The sequence below is a fragment of the Hymenobacter sp. genome, assembly GCF_035709525.1.
Taxonomy (GTDB): domain Bacteria; phylum Bacteroidota; class Bacteroidia; order Cytophagales; family Hymenobacteraceae; genus Hymenobacter.
Window position 1 is genome coordinate 1 of the sequence record NZ_DASTEP010000205.1, and the last position, 14,627, is coordinate 14,627.

At 62.9% G+C, this 14,627-nt stretch carries 10 protein-coding genes; 1 reads left to right on the forward strand and 9 read right to left on the reverse strand.

Going from position 1 to position 14,627, the window contains the following annotated elements:
* Positions 1–74: 74 nt before the first annotated feature.
* The 9 genes from VFO93_RS17875 to VFO93_RS17915 all read right to left on the reverse strand — a co-directional run bounded on the left by VFO93_RS17875 (position 75) and on the right by VFO93_RS17915 (position 11,364).
* Positions 75–1,256, reverse strand: coding sequence for an efflux RND transporter periplasmic adaptor subunit (locus tag VFO93_RS17875; protein ID WP_325135745.1), 1,182 nt, complete (start codon positions 1,254–1,256; stop codon positions 75–77).
* A complete protein-coding gene (locus VFO93_RS17880) occupies positions 1,253–2,596 on the reverse strand; it encodes a TolC family protein (protein ID WP_325135746.1) in 1,344 nt (447 codons plus the stop codon). Before VFO93_RS17880 ends, VFO93_RS17875 begins: the two co-directional genes overlap by 4 nt.
* A 159-nt stretch (positions 2,597–2,755) precedes the next feature.
* The gene (locus VFO93_RS17885) at positions 2,756–3,253 is read right to left on the reverse strand and encodes a nuclear transport factor 2 family protein (protein ID WP_325135747.1); all 498 of its coding nucleotides are present in this window, start codon (positions 3,251–3,253) and stop codon (positions 2,756–2,758) included.
* Between the two features lie 93 nt (positions 3,254–3,346).
* A complete protein-coding gene (locus tag VFO93_RS17890) occupies positions 3,347–3,910 on the reverse strand; it encodes a glycine zipper domain-containing protein (protein WP_325135748.1) in 564 nt (187 codons plus the stop codon).
* 249 nt (positions 3,911–4,159) lie between these two features.
* Positions 4,160–6,622 (reverse strand): penicillin-binding protein 1C, encoded by a 2,463-nt coding sequence (gene pbpC, locus VFO93_RS17895; RefSeq protein WP_325135749.1) that lies wholly within the window; start codon positions 6,620–6,622, stop codon positions 4,160–4,162.
* Positions 6,623–6,742: 120 nt separating this feature from the next.
* Positions 6,743–7,873 (reverse strand): hybrid sensor histidine kinase/response regulator, encoded by a 1,131-nt coding sequence (locus tag VFO93_RS17900; protein ID WP_325135750.1) that lies wholly within the window; start codon positions 7,871–7,873, stop codon positions 6,743–6,745.
* Positions 7,874–8,064: 191 nt separating this feature from the next.
* On the reverse strand, positions 8,065–8,511 hold the full coding sequence (locus tag VFO93_RS17905) for a response regulator (RefSeq protein ID WP_325135751.1): 447 nt from the start codon (positions 8,509–8,511) through the stop codon (positions 8,065–8,067).
* Position 8,512: 1 nt separating this feature from the next.
* The gene (locus tag VFO93_RS17910; RefSeq protein ID WP_325135753.1) at positions 8,513–10,828 is read right to left on the reverse strand and encodes an ATP-binding protein; all 2,316 of its coding nucleotides are present in this window, start codon (positions 10,826–10,828) and stop codon (positions 8,513–8,515) included.
* Positions 10,804–11,364, reverse strand: coding sequence for a biliverdin-producing heme oxygenase (locus tag VFO93_RS17915; protein WP_325135754.1), 561 nt, complete (start codon positions 11,362–11,364; stop codon positions 10,804–10,806). Before VFO93_RS17915 ends, VFO93_RS17910 begins: the two co-directional genes overlap by 25 nt.
* A gap of 413 nt (positions 11,365–11,777) precedes the next feature.
* On the opposite strand from VFO93_RS17915, the gene VFO93_RS17920 reads away from it, so the two are divergent.
* The gene (locus VFO93_RS17920; RefSeq protein WP_325135755.1) at positions 11,778–14,528 is read left to right on the forward strand and encodes a S8/S53 family peptidase; all 2,751 of its coding nucleotides are present in this window, start codon (positions 11,778–11,780) and stop codon (positions 14,526–14,528) included.
* Positions 14,529–14,627 lie beyond the last annotated feature (99 nt).

Sequence of the window (14,627 nt, forward strand, 5' to 3'; positions counted from 1 at the left end):
GTCAGGAGTTAGTTCTCCGGTAGAGATGCTTCGACTCCGCTGCGCTCCGCTCAGCATGACGGGCGTTTTTGGGGCTACTTTCCAGTTCCAGCGCCCGCACCCGCACCACCCTGCGCGCCCGCCGGCTTAGTCGGGTCGCCGACCTGAATCTTCGAGCCCTCGTGCAAATTCTGGATGCCGTCGCTCACGATGGTTTCGCCGGCTTTCAGGCCCTGGCGCACCACGGTTTTGTCTTTTACTTTGATGCCAGTCAGCACCTTGCGCTGCGAGACTTTGCTGCTGTCGCCCACCACGTACACGTAGAACTCGCCCATTTGCTCGGTCACGGCGCGGGCCGGAATCACGAGCTGCTCGCCGGTGTCCTGGTTGAGCACGCGCAGGGTTGTGTTCATGCCGGCTTTCAGCAGGCGGCGGGGGTTGGGAAACTGCACGCGCACTTTCAGAGTGCCGGTTTGCGGGTCCACGGCGCGGTCGATGGTTACGATTTTGCCGGGCAGTTTATACGTCTGGCCGCCGGGCACTTGCAGCGTGAAGATGGAGTCTTGGCGCACGCCTTTGGCCTGTTGCAGCTTAGTGAAGCGCGCAATGTCCTTCTCGCCAATATTCACATCCACCGCAATCGGGTCTTCGGCCGACACCGTGTTAATGAGCGTCTGGCCCTGCGTCACGAGCGCCCCGAGCTTCACCTGCGCGATGCCGATGGTGCCCGTGAGCGGCGCCGTAATCACGGAGTGGCTAACGTCGAGCTGCAAGCTGCGCAGCGCGGCCTGGGCGGCCGTTATCTGCGAAAGGGCATTGGCTACCTCGGCTTTCGAGATATCAACCTGCTGAAGGGCAATGGCATCCTGCTCGGCCAGGCGGCGGTAGCGCTCGGCGTCTTTAGCCACCCGCACGTAGTTGGTGCGGGCCACTTGCAGCTGGGCGCGGCCCTGCTCGGCAGCGGCGGCGTAGCGCGTGCGGTCGATGGCGTAGAGCTTCTGGCCTTTGGTTACCTTCTGGCCATCCTGTACATAGATATCAGTGAGGTAGCCGCTTACTTCGGCCATCAGCTGCACCTCGTTCAGGGGCACCACGGTGGCGGGGTAGGTGTCGGCGCTTACTACATCTTCGGCCTGCACTTTGTACACGGCCACGGGCACAGCCGGCGGCGGGCCGGCTTGCTTGGCTTCCTCTTTTTTGCCGCAGGCGGCGAGCAGCCCGGCCAGCACTAGGGCGGGTGCGAGCTGGCCGGCCGTTTTCAGGTTAAAGTTTCTCACTGGTTGAACGTAATATTGCCCAAGGCCCGCTGCACATCCAGCTTGCTGGACAGCACGTTAAACAAGGCGTTGTAATAAGTAAGCTGCGCCGTGCGCAGGTCGGCCTCCGCGATGGTCAGCTCCAGAAAAGTCTTGATTCCCTCGCGGTACTGTAGATTAATGACGCGATAGACCTCTTTGGCATCCACCAGGTTGTCTTGCAGCGCGTTGTACTGGCTGAGCGCGCCCTTGTACACGCCCATGGCCTGGTCATACTCGGTTGTAATCTGGTTGCGGGCGTCGAACAAGTCGAGGTCGAGGCGCTCGTCTTGCAGGCGCGCGATTTTCAGATTCTGAATGCGCCGCAGGCCCGTAAACAGCGGCAGCGAAAACTGCGCCCCGGCCTGCTGGTTGGGGTAGGCCGTGCGGTAGAGTTCCGAAAACTGATTGTTCTGGTATACCCGGTTGTAGTTGTAAAAGCCTGACAACGTGGGTAAAAAACCAAAGCGGTAGTAGTCGATGGTGATGCTTTGCAAGCGCTTCTGCGTCTGGAGCTGCTGAATTTCGATGCGCCGCTCGGGCACCAGCTGCTCGGCGGTGTCGAGCTGGGTTTCGCGCACCATTTGCAGCGTGTCGTATTGCAGCGTCAGCGGCTTGTCGGGCCCCAGGCCCATCAGCTGCTTGAGGCCCGAGTAGAGGCCGGGCAGCGTGGCGGCGGTAGCGCGGCGCTGGGCGTAGGCATTGCGCAGCGACACCGAGGCGCGCAGGTAGTCGGTTTTATCGACCAGCCCCACGTCGAGCCGGGCCTTCGAGTCCTTCACCTGCCGCTCCTGCCGCTGAATGGCTTCTTTCAGAATATCGAGCTGCTTTTCGGTCAGCAAAACGTTGTAAAACGCTTTGCTGACGTCCGTTACCACGTCAATCTTGTTGGCAATAGTCGTTTGCTGAAACACCTGCCGGGTGGGCCGCACCGAGCGCGCCGCCCGTAACACGTCGTTGCTGAACAGCAACTGGCTGCCCGCCACGCCCAGCGTCGAGGTATTGTTGAGGCCGATGCGGATAACCTGCTGCGGCCCCGTGGGGTCGGTCAGGTTAGGAAAAACCGCCGTGGGCAGCTGGATATTGCGGGTGTAGATGCCCGTGGCATTGAGCTGCGGCAGCCAGGCCGAAAGCCCAATGCGGATGTTGCGCTCGCCAATCTCCTCGTCCAATTGCGACTGCCGCACCACCGGCTGGTTGCGCAAGGCAAAATCGATGCACTGCGCCAGCGAGGCATTGCTCGGAATGGGCTGCGAGGCCGGCGTGCCCGGCGCTTGCGCCTGGGCGGTGTAGCCAAGTAGTAAGCTGGCTACTAAGCCCATAAAGAGGCCGGCCAGCCCGCTCCGAAGTGTTCGGAGCCGGGCCGGCCGGCAAGAATAACATAGTTGGTTGCTCAACATCACTAGCACGTACAAGGCCGCCCTCAACGGGAATCAAGACCTAGTAAGCCGCAAGCCGGGCAATTGTTTCGCGGAATTTCCTTATTTCTTCACCTGCACGGGCAGGTCTTCGAGCTGGGCGTAGCTGAGTTTCCAACTGCCGTCGCCGCCTTTTTTCCACAAAAAGATGAAGTTGCCTTCGCCAATGCCCGAGGTATTATCGGCAGCCGTGGGCAGCACATCCACCGAGAAAGTGCCGGCCTCGTAGGCCGTGTTGGCGTCGTTGCCCGAGCTCACTACGCTGGTCTTGAGGCTCGAAATGGTGTTGATGGTGGGCGTAATCCACTTGTTGGTTACTTCCGACTTGCCGCTGAAACGGGTTTCGCCCTGCAAAAACTGCACGTCGTCGGCCAGCAGCGCCGAGGCTTTGGCGGCGTCCTTGTTGTTCCAAGCACTTAGGAATTGCTGGTCGAGGTCGGCCACGCTGGTGCTGGTAGCGGCGGCCGGGGCCGCGTTGGTAGCGGCTTTATCGGCGTCTTTATTGCCCGAGCACGAGGCCAATAGGGCCGCCGCGCAAACCAAAGGCAGGTAGAACTTCATAAAAGAGGTGTTGAGGAATGGAGAAACGAGTGAAGGGCGAAAAACCCAGGCCGACGCGCCTGGGTTTTCTAAACCAACTGAAATTCAAATAGCTTACCAGCTCTTGCGCAGTACTGGCGAGTTGGGGTAAGCCGTGCCGGCTTGGCCGTATTGCGGGTTAGGCAGGTAGCCCGCGGCTACTACGGTGCTGGGCGGGGTAGTGGGAGTAAAGGCCTGGGCGGCCAGCGCGCCAGCCCCAACGGCAGTAGCGGCCGTGGCTACGCCCATAGCCGGGCGAGCGGCGCTGCGGGCAGCGGCCAGTTCGCGGGCTTCGGCGGCAGTGCGCTCGGCCGAGGCGGCGCGGGCGTTGGCGGCGGCGATGCGCTGGTTGGCAGCGGCGCGCTCGGCGGCGAGAGCGGCTTTTTTCTTCTGCTTGTTGTCGATGTGCTTGCCTACGCCGTAGCCGATGCCTGCGCCGGCCGCGCCCCCGATGAGGCCACCCACGGCCCGGTTGCGCTTGTTGATGAGGGCACCGCCCAAAATGCCGGCCGCGCCGCCAATGGCCGCGCCTTTGCCCTGCGGGCTCCAGCCTTTGCGCTGCTGGGCCCGGGCGCGGTGGCTGGCGAAAAAGCTGAGAAACAGCACCGGAATCAGAAATAACCAGGATGTACGTTTCATGGAAAGTAGTGGAAAGGAGGGAGGAAAGTGGTCGTAACCTGCGGGGAGTTTTACAAGCACTGTGCCAATTACGGTGAAAGCTAGGTGGTGGTTTGTTTAGAATAGCGCTACCGTGGCGTGCGGAAGACGCAAGCAACTAGCAGGTTTGTGGTTGATGCGGCCAGTTTCGTGCTGCTGTAACGCCAAGCTCCAGCTTAGTGCAGCGTATGGGTGCGCCTGCCGCACGCAGCGCCAAGCAGGAGCTTGGCGTTACAACTCGCGCACCAGCACGCGCACGTCCACGTTGCGGCCGTGGTCGTCGGCGCACGAGATTTTGACCTCACCGGTGGGCGGTCGGAAAAATACCCGCTCGGTGGCTTTGGCAGCGCGCAGAAACTGGTCATTTACATACCAATACACCTGGCGCACCTCGCCGGCGGCGGCGCAACTGAGGAGCAGCTGCGGCCTGTCAGACCCATCGAGCACGTACTCGGCGTGGGCGGCCGGCGAGGTGATGGCGAGCAGCGGCGCGGCATCGGGGGCGTCGGCCGCGGTGCCGCGCACGAGGCGGCAGTCGGGGTTGTGGGGCGGCAGGCGGCGGGTGGGCTGGCCCTGCGCTTCGCGGTAGGCCAGCACCTCAGGCGCTACGTTGGGGTAGAGCGCGCGGCGGTAGCCGGCGGCCGGGGCGCAGGCGCGACAGTAGCAATACGCGCCATCGGCCGACACGAGTACTTCCTGCTGGTGCTGGCAGCGGCGGCTGTTCGACGCGCCTGGCAGGTAGTAGTCAATGAGTTGATTTTCGCAGTGCTCGCCCGGCACCAGCCCGGTTTCGGCGCAGACCAGCCGAAAATCGAGGCTGGCGGGCGGCGCAAACCACTCGTTGGTAGAGTTGTAGGCCAGCGCGTTAAATAAATCGAACAGCAGCGGCGAGGCCACGTCGGCCCCCGTGAGGGCCGGGCTGCCCTGCCCGCTGAAATTGCCCACCCACACGCCGATGGTGTAGTCTTTATTATACCCGATGCTCCAGGCGTCGCGGCGGCCGTAGCTGGTGCCGGTTTTCCAGGCAATGCGCGGCAGGTGGCGGCTGCTGGCGGCATCCACGGGCAGGTCGGGGCGGGTGCGCTGGGCGAGGATGTCGGTGAGGAGGTAGGCGGCGGCGGGGGAGAGGATGCGGGTGCCCGCCGGGGGAACCTCACGAGACCCCTCCGGGGCCGGCCCCCTCTCCAAAAAAGAGGGGGAGCCGGACGCCTTTTTTGACGTTGGTATGCGTTTGCTCGCGGTTGGCTCCCCCTCTTTTTTGGAGAGGAGGCCAGGGGGTGAGGTTCCACGTGAAGTTAGCGCTACCGGCACATACATCCCACTATTAGCCAGCGTGGCGTACAGCCCCGTCAATTCTTCCAGCGTGGCCCCGCAACCGCCCAAAATCGCGCTCAACCCCAGCTTCGGTGCGTCGCGCGCTACCTGCCGGAAGCCCGCCTGCCGTAGCGTACCCGTGAAAACCGGCACGCCCACTTCCGACAAAACCCGCACGGCGGGGATATTCAGCGAATAGGTCAGCGCCCGCTCCATCGTCACTTCGCCCAGGCAGTGCTTGTCGAAGTTTTCGGGCCGGAAACCCTGGAAGTTGGTGGGCACGTCGGGCAGCACGGTTTTGGGCGTGAGTAGGCCACGGTCGAGGGCCAGGCCGTAGAGCAGGGGCTTGAGCGTGGAGCCGGGCGAGCGGATGGCTTGCACGCCATCGACCTGGCCCAGCGCGACCGCGTCGTGAAAATCGGCCGAACCCACATAGGCCTCCACGGCGTGGGTGCGGTTGTTGACGACCAGCACCGAGGCCTGCGAGATGCCCAGCGTGCCCAGGCGGCGCACGTAGTTGCGGGCCAGGTCTTCGGCCTTGGCCTGGGTGGCGGGCCGCAAGGTGCTGTAGATGAGTGGCGTGCCGGGCTGTGCCCGCACCAGCCGCCGTGCCAGGTGCGGGGCCAGCGTGGGCGCAGCGTGGCGCTGGGCCGTGAGCGGCTCCAGCAGCGCATCGGCAATATCCTGGGCCGGAAATAGCTTTTCCTGCCCGAAATACCGCAGCCAGCGGTTGCGCTCCGCTAGTATCTGCTCGTTATTCTTGCCCAATAGCAGCCCGCCCGGCCGGTTCGGGATGATGGCCAGCGTCACCGTCTGGGCCAGCGAGAGGTAGTGCGGCGGCTGCTGAAAGTAGAGTAGCGCCGCCGACTTCACGCCCTCGATGTTGCTGCCGTAGGGCACCAAGTTGAGGTACAGTTGCAGAATCTCGGCCTTGCTGTAATGCGCCTCCAACTGCGTGGCGCGCAGCATTTCGAGCAGTTTATTACCGAAAGTCCGCTCTTTAGGCTCCAGCAGGCGGGCCACCTGCATGGTGATGGTGCTGGCCCCGGTAGTGCGCCCTTTCTTGAAGATATTACGCCCCGCCGCCTGCGCTATCGCCACCGGGTTCACCCCAAAGTGGTAACGAAAATACCGGTCTTCCTTTTCGATAATGGCCGTTTGCAGCGCTGGGGTTATCTCGGGCAGCTCGGTTTTCATCCGCCACTTTTGAGTGGGGTTGAGGTAGGCGTGGAGTACGCTGCCGTCGGCGGCGAGCACGAGCGGCGAGTATTGCGGAGCGAGCGGGAGGGGGAAAAGGTGGTCGCACAGCAGCGCCAGCAGGGCTACGAGCAGCAGGCTGCCGCTTAGTTGCAGTAGTCGCTTGGGCCACGGTTTGCGCATCCTCAAAAATAAGCAGGGGTAGCGCAGAATGTAGAACGGAGTGGCACTCCGTTTTTGCCGCGCCAGCGGCAAGCAACGTTAGCAATGGCAGCCAGCCGCGAAACGGAGTGCCACTCCGTTTTACTTACCGCCCAAAAACACCCGAAATAGCGTGCCCTGGCCTTCCTCGCTTTCCACGTCGATGTGGCCTTCCTGGGCCTGCACCAGCCGGTTTACCAAAAACAAGCCCACGCCCGTGCCCTCGGCCGCCTGCGGGTGGAAGCGCCGAAACAGCTGAAACAGCTCCTCGCGGTGGTGCGCCAGGTTGATGCCCAGGCCGTTGTCTTGCACCTCCAGCACGGGCTGGCCGGCGGCGCGGTAGGTGCGCAGCGCCACTTGGGGCGGGCGCTCGGGGTGGCGGTATTTGAGGGCGTTGGCCACCAGGTTGAGCAGGATGGTGCGCAGGTTGCTACGCACGTAGGGCACTTCGGGCAGGTCGTTGAAGTTGAGGCTGATAGTGGCCTCGGTGGCTACTACCTGCGGGTGCAGCACAGTCAGTACATCGTCGGCGAGGTCGGCCAGGGCCACTGGCTCGGCGGCCTGGGCGGTGGGCTGGCGGTTTTCCTGCACCACGGTAGCCAGGTCGTCGATGGTGGTGCTCAGGGCCCGGATGGCTTTGTCCATAAACGGGAGCAACTGGGCATCGGCGGGGTCGGCGAAGGTGGCCGAGCGGCGGATTTCCTCAAACAAGCCGCGCAGGTTGTTGACCGGCTGGCGCAGGTCGTGGCTGGCCGCGTACACGAAGTTGTCGAGGTCGGCGTTGGTGCGGGCCAGCTGCTGGTTGGCGGCTTGCAGCTGCTGGTGGTAGCTGGCCTGGTACTGCCGCCACTCGTTTTTTTCGATGGCGTGGCGCACGGTTTTTTGCAGCAGCTCGCGGTCGAAGTGCTGCTTCATCAGGTAGTCGAGCGCGCCGCTGTTGAGGGCGCGCACGGCCAGTCGCTCGCTGCCGCTACCCGTTATCATAATGGCGCACAAGGAATTGTCGGGCGCAAGCTGCTTCAGCTCTTCGAGCAGCGTCAGGCCGTCGGTGTCTTGCAGGCTGTGGTCGAGCAGCACGCAGTCGGGCTGCAAATCCACAAACAGCTCCAGCGCAGCTTCGCCCGACGCCGCCTCGTGCAGCTCCATCAGCTCCTCGCCCGGCTGCGCCTTCAGGTAGCGCTTGTAGAGCATACGGTCCTGCTCATTATCATCAACCAGCAGTATCTTCTTCACGCAGGGATAATCGGTACGGAAAGGGTAAATAAGTGGGCCACGTAGCCGCTGGGCTCCACCAAATTTCTTGCCAAGCACGTGCTGCGCCGAGCCCCAAAAAATAAATGGGAGGGCTAATTTACAACCCTTTCCGCCCGAAAAAAGCCGCCGCCCGCGCCAGGCTGCACGGGCGGCGGCTCCAGGCGCGTCGCCTACAGCAGCTTAGGCAGCTCCGAAGCTTCGAGCCAATATTTCATGGTCACGCGAATCTTCTCTTCCAAGTCGGTATAAGACACTGGCTTGGTGAGGTAGCTATTGGCACCCAGACGGTAGCAGTCCTCAATGTCGCGGCTATTCGAGGAAGTGCTGAAAATCACGACCGGAATTTTGTGCAGAAGCGGGTCTTGCTTCACGTTCCCCAGCACCTCGCGGCCATCGGTGCCAGGCATGTTCAGGTCGAGCAGCACCAGCGCGGGCAGGCCGGCGGGCCAGGCGGGGTTTTTGCCGTAGCCGCGCAGGTAGTCGAGCGCCTCGTCGCCATCGGCGCAACGCAGCACGGGGTTGGGCAGCGCCTGCTTGCGGAAGGCCCGGTTTAAGGCTAAGAAGTCTTCGGCGCTGTCTTCAACGACCAGAATAGGCAGAAGCGGATTAGCGGACACGTTAGATAGCTTTTGGAATGGAGAAATAAAATGTAGCACCCTCGCCCAGCGCCGACTCTACCCAGAGCTCGCCGCCGTGCTTCTCAATCATTTTTTTAGCAATGGCCAGGCCAGCGCCGGTGCCGCCGCCATATTTGTCTTGGGCGTGCAGGCGCCGGAAAATGCGGAAAATGGTGTCGTGGTGGCGCGGGTCGATGCCGATGCCGTTGTCTTGCACGTAGAAAACGTGGTAGTTCGCAGCGTGTGCGGCTCCCCGCACGCCAGCCGTGCCCGGTTCAGCTTCTCCAAGTACGACAAGTCGCTCCGGTTTGTTGCTGTATTTAAGCGCATTGCTCAATAAGTTATTCAGGACTTCGCGCAGGCGCGTGGGGTCGGCGGGCACGGTGGGCAGCGGGCCGCGCACCTCCACGGCGGTGCGGGTTTGGTCGAGGCGAGGTTGCAGCAGCTCAATGACTTCGGCCACCAATTGGTTCATGTCGGTGGGCTGCAATTCGAGGTCGAGCCGCCCGATGCGCGAGAGCTGCAACAGCGAGTCGATGAGCGACTCCATGCGCTGGCTCAGGCGCACCAGCGTTTGCAGCTTGCTAACGCCTTCTTCGTCAAGCAGCTCGGCGTAGTCTTCGAGCAAAAAAACCGAGTAGTTGTGAATGCCCCGCAGCGGCTCCTTGAGGTCGTGCGAGGCGATGTAGGCGAAGGAATCGAGCTCGTCGTTGCTGCGCGCCAGTTCGGTGTTGAGGCGGCTGAGGCTGGCGGCGCGGGCTTGCAGCTCGTTCAGGATTTTCACTCGGATGTCGGAGATGTGCAGCCGGATGGCGCGGGCGGCTTCTACCTCCAGCGGCAGCCAGGGCGCGGCCGTGTTTTCGACCTCCTGGCTCCAGGCCGCAAACGACTGGCGCGGCGACAAAAACAGCTGGCCGTCTTCCATCTTTTGCACCTTTTCGTGCTTGCCGGCCCAGGCCACGTTTTGCAGCACCTCGGGCCGCAGCCAGAGGATGTAGTCGCCGGGCTCCTGGGTTAGCGCGATGGCCAGCACGCCGCTGGCCGTGGCCCGCAGCGCCCGCCCCAACGGGTAGTGCCGGGCCAGCGAATCGGTGTGAAAAACATCCTGCCGCACGTGCGTGCGCAGCCACTCCTGCAAGTCGCGCAGCTGCGGCTCGGTGGGCGTATGGCCCAGGGTAATGAGCTCACCCTCAAAGAAAATGACCGCCCCGCCGCAGTCAAACACGTCGAGCAAGGTAGTAGGCTGCTCGTAGAGGCCGGCCAGGAAGTTGCTCTGGTTGCCCATCTGCTCAAACAGTTGCGCCTGCGCTTGCTGCACGCGCAGCAGGTAGGCGCTCTGCTCTAGCTGAAGCTTGGTGGGCAACAGCGCCGAGAAGGTTTTGGCGATAAACAAGCACAGCTCGCGCAGCTCGTAGCTCACCAGGCGCGGGCTGTCGTGGTGGCACATTATCATGCCCCACAAGCGGCCGTCCTGGATGATAGAAATGGTCATGGTAGCCGCCACGCCCATGTTTTTCATGTACTCAATGTGGATGGGCGACACCGAGCGCAGCACCGAGTGCGTCATGTCGGGCGGGCGGCCGGTGGCGGGGTTGCGCACCGGCACCAGCGGCGCGGCCAAGTAGTCCACATCCGGGATGAAGCGTAGCCAGTTCTTCAAATACATAGCCCGCGCCTGCTGCGGAATGTCGCTGGCCGGGTAGTGCAGCCCCAGCAGCGGGTCAAGGTCGGCGCGCTTGGCCTCGGCTATCATCTCGCCGCTTTCGTCGGGCGCGAAGCGGTACATGCCCACCCGCGCAAAGCCCGTGATTTCGCGCACATGCTCCACGGCGCGCTGCGAAAACTCCTGCACGGTGCGGGCTTCCAGCATCTGGGCCAGCGTGAAATTGAGCGAGGGTAGGTCGAGGGCGCTCACCTCGGTTTCGGCCACCGGCTCAAACTCCACCCACAGCAGCCCGTCGTAGCGGTGCAAAATGAGCTTGAAAAACGGCTGGCCCTTCACGTAGTCGAGGCGCGCGCCTAGCAGCTGCGGCGTGGTGCCGAGCGTGGGCCACAGCGCCTGCACTTCGGCCAGGCGGTCGGGGCCGAGCAGGCGGTCCAGGCCCTTGTGCAGCAGCTCATCGGCCGAAATGCCCACGTGCGCCTCCACGTTTTCGCTGGCCTGCACCACCAGCCGGGTCTTCTCATCGAGGCACAGCAGGAAGCCGTAGGGCTGCACCAGGCCGGGAATATGGATGGGCTCGCGGTCGCAGTTGGTGAGCGTAATGGTCTGGCCGAAAAGACTTTCGTCGCTCAGCTGGGTGGCTGGTTGAGCCATGCGTCTAGTTTCTGAAAAGTAAGGCGGGCCGACGCTACAATGTCGGCCTCATTTTCGGGCGTCGCTTCCTGGCTTAGGAGCTGGCAGAACGCCTTCCACAGCGGGCCGGTTCGCTCGCCGTAGCCCGAAAAGTACAATCGCAGCGGAATGTTTTGCTTGGTCAGCTGGCGCGTTATCACCTGCCCGCCCAGCGTCGAGCCTTCCACTACGTACATGGCGCCCAGCAGTTGGGGCCAGGTAGCCAGCGGCGGCAAGTCGGGGCAGATGGGCAGCGCAGCGGCCGGCTGGTTTAAGTCTGCTAGAATGAGGTGCGCCCGCTGCCGGGTGGCCGTTTCCCATTCCGGCCCCAGGTTTTGCGCTTTTAAGCGAGCTTCAAAAGGAGCCAGAAAGCCGTACATCTTGGCTAGAAAGTACTTGGTAGCTGCCTCCGTAATAGTGCCGGCCGTGAGCTGCTGGTTGAAAACGTTTTGCTCCAGCGCATCGTGGGCGGGGCGGGTTTCGAGGCGCAGCGCCTGAAGGATGGGGGAGGGGGACATGAAGGCGGGCGAAGAATACTGCAAAGAAACCTGCTGCTACCGATACGCTGGCCCGCGAGCTCGCAGTCACTGGCTGGCTGCTCTCGCTTTCGCAGAGGGCAACGGGCTAGCGCGGCGCGATAGCATCATTCAGGGAAATCGGTATTTAGACTGCCAAATGAACCCTCAAAGTAATCGGCTAGTGGTCAGTAGGCAGTAGTGGCTGTATAGTCCACGCAAGATGGTTGTGCGCAATTAGATTATTATTAGCATGTTTATAAAAAAAATTCAAAAAGCTAAATCCAGTAATAAAAACGTCATCGTAGGTTCATCGAAGCCTCACAAAGGCCTTGGGTTACCGGGCTAGCTATGGTAGCGCTGCCGCAGCCGTCTCGACCCAGCACTAAATCTTTTTTCTATTCCAACATTTCTACATGCCACGTACTTTTTTTGCCGCCCTCCTGCTGGTGGGCATCTCGGCCGGTGCCGCCTTCGGGCAAGCTACCGTAGACCCCGAACTGCGCGCCGCCCTGCGCACCAACCCGACCGCGCAGGTGGTCGTCACGTTTGTGGGCAATGGCGCGCCACAGTTCGCGCAGCTCAATGTGTTGCAGGGGCTAGGTATCACGAAGGGCATCACGCTGCAAGCCCTGCCGGTGGCGGGCATCGTGGCCACGGCCGCGCAGGTCGATGCGCTGGCCCAAAACCCGCAGGTGCGCTCGCTCTACATCAACAAGCAGCTTGATTATTACAACTTTGAGGATACGCACCTCACGGGCGTAAAGCGCCTGCGCGCCGACCAGACCATGACGGCCCGCAACAATGGCCTGCCCGTGTCGGGCCGGGGCATCGGGGTGCTCATCAACGACAGCGGCGTGGATGGTACGCACGACGATATCAAGCTGGGCACGCACCTGGTGCAGAACTCGTTGGGTTCGACCAACCTCAACAACCTCAATGCTATGCTGCCAGTGACGTACATCGAAAACGTGCCGAATACCGATAACAACTCGGGCCACGGCACGCACTGCGCGGGCACGGTGGGCGGCAACGGCACCAAGAGCAGCGGCAAATACGAAGGCGTAGCCCCCGGCGCGTCGTTGCTGGGCTACGGCTCGGGCGGGGCGCTGCTGGTGCTCGACGCGCTGGGCGGCTTCGACTACGCCCTCACGCACCAGTATCAGTATAACATCCGGGTTATCAGCAACTCGTTTGGCACCAGCGGGGCGTTCAACCCCAACAGCCCGCTGAACATCGCCTCCAAAAAAGCCTACGACCGGGGCATGGTGGTCGTGTTCGCGGCCGGCAACTCGGGGCCGAGCGCCGATACGCACAACCCCTACGCCGTAGCCCCCTGGACCATCTCGGTGGGCGCGGGCGACCGCAACGGCCTGCTGGCCAGCTTCTCGTCGCGCGGGGTGAAAAACCAGGGCGGTAACTTCACGATTGACGGCGAAAGCTGGACCTTTAAGAATGAGCCGGTTATCGTAGCGCCGGGCGTTGATGTCGTGTCGACCCGTGTAATCGGGCCGGTGGCCACGCTGGGTGCCAGCACCGACGCCAATGGCACGCTGACGCCCGCCCAACTGCCCTTCTACACCCACATGAGCGGCACCTCGATGGCTACGCCGCACGTGGCTGGTATCGTGGCTCTTATCCTCGAAGCCAAGCCTTCGCTGTCGCCGGCGCAGGTGAAGGAGATTCTGCAAAAAACCGCCACCAACATGCCCGGCCGCGAAAGCTGGGAAGTGGGCGCGGGCTACGTGAACGCCTACGCCGCCGTGGACCAGGCGTTCCGCACGCCGGGCTTCGGCAGCAGCGTGAACGCGGCGCGCACCTTCAACAGCAGCATCAACTCGATGGCGTCCGAGCAGCCCTTCACGGTGAACTACAACCCGACCCTGACGGCTGGCAACCAGTTCACGTTCCAGGTGGCCTCGGGCACTAATAGCCTGGAAGCCAAGCTGACGAGCACCGGCCTGCTGGGCGAAACCGGCAACCCGACCAACCTGATTCTCATCGCCCCCGATGGCGTGACGCAGTACCGCTCGGGCACGCCGGTGACGTTTACGCTGGCTACCGACCGCGGCGTGGCCGTGGCCTCGCCCACGCCCGGCACCTGGACGCTGAAAGTAGATGGCCTGCGCGGCGTGGCTTTCCCCGAAACCATCGCTGGTAAAATCGTAACCCAAAGCGTGACCGGCACCACTAACCTGCGCGACATCGTGGGCCACCCGGCCGAGGCGTCCATCAAGCTCGCCGTGGGCAGCCGCCTGGTCGATGGCCTGGGCAGCGGCTTCCAGCCCGACGCCACCCTGACCCGCCTGCAACTGGCTGACTACCTGCTCATGGGCCAGGGCATCCGGCAATACCTGCCCCTCAGCGGCGCACGCACCTTCACCGACGTAACCAGCCCCGCCGACGTGCTGCTGGCTGAGGCCGTAGCCGCCAAAGGCGCCGCCCTGCGCGACCGCTACCACGCCAACAACGGCGTGCTGCTGCCCACCGCCGCCGGCACCTTCAACCCCAACGGCGCCGTAAACCGCGCCGCGCTGGCCTACTCGCTGGTGCAGGGCCTGGGCTTCCAGGCGCAGGCCGTGGCCCGCACCGGCCAAGCCGTGAAAGTGACCGTGAACGGCCAGAAAATTGCCATCGACGACGCCGGCAGCATCCCGGCCGGCCTGGAAAGCTACGTGAGCATCGCGCTGGAAATGGGCCTTATCAACGCCTACTACAACGTGGAGCAGGGGCCGTATGACTTGCAGCCCACGCTGCACGCCACCTTCAAGCCCGCGCAGCGCGTCACGCGAGCCGAGTTTGCGGTTATCGTGAGCCGCACCTTCGCGCCCTACAACGCCCTGACCCAGCCGGCTGCCGCCTCGGCCGCCCGCACCGCCAGCCCCACCGCTACGGATGCCGTGAGCGTACTCAGCCACGAAACGATGGCTTACCCGAACCCCTTCACCAGCACCACCACCCTGAGCTACTACCTCGATAAGGATGGCCCGGTGAGCGTGGAAATCTTCAACAACTACGGCCGCAAGGTGAAAACCGTAGTAGGCGGCACCGAAGCCGCTGGCAGCCACCAGGTTCCGTTTGAGGCTGGCAGCCTGCCTAAGGGCACCTATCTCTTTAAGGTGACTACGGGTGGGGCCACGACGACCAAGCGGTTGGTTGTGGAATAGGTTGATTGTGACCTGAAAAAGGTGGCCTGCTCGGGAGAGTGGGCCGCCTTTTTTTGTTGGTGGGCGTGGGCGCCTCACCCCCCGGCCCCCTCTCCGAAA